1 protein-coding gene and 1 pseudogene are annotated in these 3,075 nt (G+C 48.3%); both read right to left on the bottom strand.

Annotated elements, in window-relative coordinates:
- Positions 1-2,675: S-layer family protein (locus AC805_RS10330; RefSeq protein ID WP_055075361.1), on the bottom strand; the 2,675-nt coding region annotated here is incomplete at its 3' end.
- Positions 2,665-3,075: pseudogene (locus tag AC805_RS26215) on the bottom strand (S-layer family protein); the annotation flags it as partial. The pseudogene AC805_RS26215 and the gene AC805_RS10330, both read right to left, overlap by 11 nt.

The following is a 3,075-nucleotide window of genomic DNA, read 5'->3' as shown; positions in this document are numbered from 1 at the left end:
AAGAATCCCGCACAGTCTGTTACGGTTGCTTCTCTTATCGCGCTATTAGTAGTATAGAGATCGACTTCACCCTTGGCATTTAATCGCCAACCCGTAGCTTCTATAATGGGCGGTGTCCCATTCGCCGTTTGCTTTTCGGATTGCTTTTCGGATTGATTTTCGGATTGGCTGCCGATCGCTAAAGCATTGGGGTTGCGGAAAGCAGAAGGATCGCGGATATCCGTCCAAGGATGATTACCACTGCGGCGATCGCTGGGATTTTCGGGTAATCCACCGCGACCAGTGACGATAAAGCGACTATTGCCATAGGTTCGGCAACCTTGAGCAATGCGCTGACTCGGATCGTCGATATTGCTGGGCAGTTGAATCAATCCAGCGGTCGGAGTAAAAGCGAGGTTACTGATATTCACCGTGCCACTCAATCCAAATTGTGAACTGGCAGTGATGTCACTCTCAGGAGTCAATTGCGGTCGAAACTTCAATCCAAATAGACCCTGCGTAGTGATATTAATATTCCCACCTGCTCCAAGTACCGCATTCGCAGTGATGTCACTATTTTCCGATGGAACCGCTACGATAAATGTCCCATTGATGTTGATATTACCTCCTGTGGCATTTCCTGTAGCATTGGTGCTAATTTGACTGCCATGCCGCAGCAGCAGCAGATCAGCATTAATCGAGAGATTGCCGCGATCGCCTGCGGAGACTTCCGAGCGCAGACTGCCCCCGTAATCAAGTTGAACGCGAGAAGAGCTAACGCTCAAGTTACCTGCATTTCCACCACCAGTATTACTAACAGAAAGTTCTGCCCCATTGCGGACATCAAGGCGATCGCTAACTATATTCACCGAACCAGCATCAGATTTGGTAGAAGAAGTCGCCGCGATCGTGCTGGGCAGAATTTGACCATTGGATAGGGGCTGAGAGATCCCCTCTACCGTAATATTTTTGACTTGCAGATTAATACTGCCCGCAGCCCCATTGCCATCGCTGGAAGAGGTGATTTGTCCGCCATTGAATAGCCGCAGGCTATCTGCTGTTAGGGTGATAGCCCCACCTGAACCAACGGCAGTGGTTCCCATCGCAGCGGTAATACCCCCAGGGAGTTGATCTTCTACATCAATGACAGGGTCGCTGACTGCCACATCCTTCGCGTGAATAGTAATGTTGCCCGCTCGCCCAGTTCCCGATAGAGTAGAGCGGATAGTTCCGCCGTTATAAAGTTGCAAACTTCCCACATCAATTGAGATGTTGCCTGATTCTCCCTCTGTATGACCAATTCCCGTACTCACTCCAGATAGCAGTACGGAGGGGGTGAATCCCGATATTACAAGGCTCTCAGTTGCGCGGATCGAGATGTCTCCAGCCTTACCCGTAGGAAGATTATTAGGATCTATGTCAACCAGCGCTGAACTGATAATTCCCCCATCTTGTATGCGTATCCGAGTTGCATCGATAGTAATCTTGCCACTCTCATTATTATTGCCCATAAAGAGATTGGTAGTGATAGCCGTAGGCGCGTCAAAAAATGGATTAGATCCCAATACATTCACATCTGTAGCTTTAACAGTCACATCGCCCGATCGCGAATTATCGCCATTAGAAGAGGACTGAAGCCAAGCGCCATTACTCAACCGTAAACTGCCCGTCTCAACGGTCACATCTCCCGCTCTCCCACTTGCTGGAGCGCCAAACAATATACCCACAGAAGTCGAAATTCCAGGACCAAATTGACCAATATCGGAAGCGCCCATCAGGTCAACAAATTCTGTAGTTTGGACGTTAATCCCCTTCCCTTGCCCAGCCGAAGTAATAGAACTAATATTTGAGCCATCCTGTAAGGTCAGACCCCGTCCACGGATATTAATTGCTCCGCCATTGGTTCCACTGGCATCAACCAAGGAGGTTTGACTGAGCGAAATATTTCCCCAATTCACAATGTTAGGATCAGAAGCAGGTTGCCATCTCGCTTGATTATTGAGGGCGATTTGGGCATTCTGCGCTGCCCACATTTCCACTCGTCCATCTGATGCGATCAGGTTTGCTCCTGTCATGTCGATTTGACTACCCACTAAAGCCAAGGTATTCCCCTGAGCTACTTGTAGATTAGCCATTTTCTGTAAACTAATTGCTCCTGCATTTGCCTCAAGTTGTAGCCCAATAGGAGCGCTCACGGTCAACAGGGGCGGCGAGGTGAGATCGTTGGCACTAAACTTCACTCCATCACTAAAAATGACACTATTGGCTGTCGTACCGATAAACGATCCACCAATATTCAAACTGGCATTTTGCCCGAAAATAATTCCATTCGGATTGATTAGAAACAAACTTACGGGATTGTTGTTATTAATAGTCTGAATCAAGCCATCAATTTTGGAAACACTGCCTCCCGTTACCCGACTAAAAATCGTCGTAATATTCGGTGTATTAACCAGATTAAAAGTTGCCGAACCTCCCGTCGGTACTGAGAATTGACTAAAACTATGGAATAGATTTGCTCCATTACTGGGCTGATTGCCATTGGTAATCGTAAAGTTGAGATTGTCGGGACTGGTGACTGTAGTAGACAGCGTGCCATCGGCGGTCACAGGTTGTGCTGCGACCGCTATGGGTAGAAACATTCCCCAGAATAGAAAGCTAGAACCACACCACCATAGTCTTTGCCTAAAATTCATTGGAAATTACCTCTTGAAAAAGCTTTGGTGCGATCGCTAAAAATCCCGCACAATCCGTTACAGGTGTTTCTCTCGTGGCATGATTAGCCGCATAAATATCCACTTCACCCTTGGCATTGATTTGCCAACCTGTAGCTTCTACGATGGGCGGTGTCGCGCTCTCAGATTGTTTTTCGTGCTTTACAGGTTGGCTCGCTAAAGCATTAGGTTTGCGGAAAGCAGAAGGATCGCGGGTATCTGTCCAAGGACGATCGCCACTACGGCGATCGCTGGGATCTTCGGGTAATCCCCCACGACCTGTGGAGACAAAGCGACTATTGCCATAGGTTCGACAACCTTGGGCAATGCGCTGGCTCGGATCGTCGATATTGCTGGGCAGTTGAATCAATCCAGCGGTCGG

The organism is Pseudanabaena sp. 'Roaring Creek', assembly GCF_001402795.1.
Lineage (GTDB): Bacteria > Cyanobacteriota > Cyanobacteriia > Pseudanabaenales > Pseudanabaenaceae > Pseudanabaena.
The sequence above is the reverse complement of the archived record's forward strand: the minus strand, read 5'-3'. Positions and strand labels throughout refer to the sequence as shown.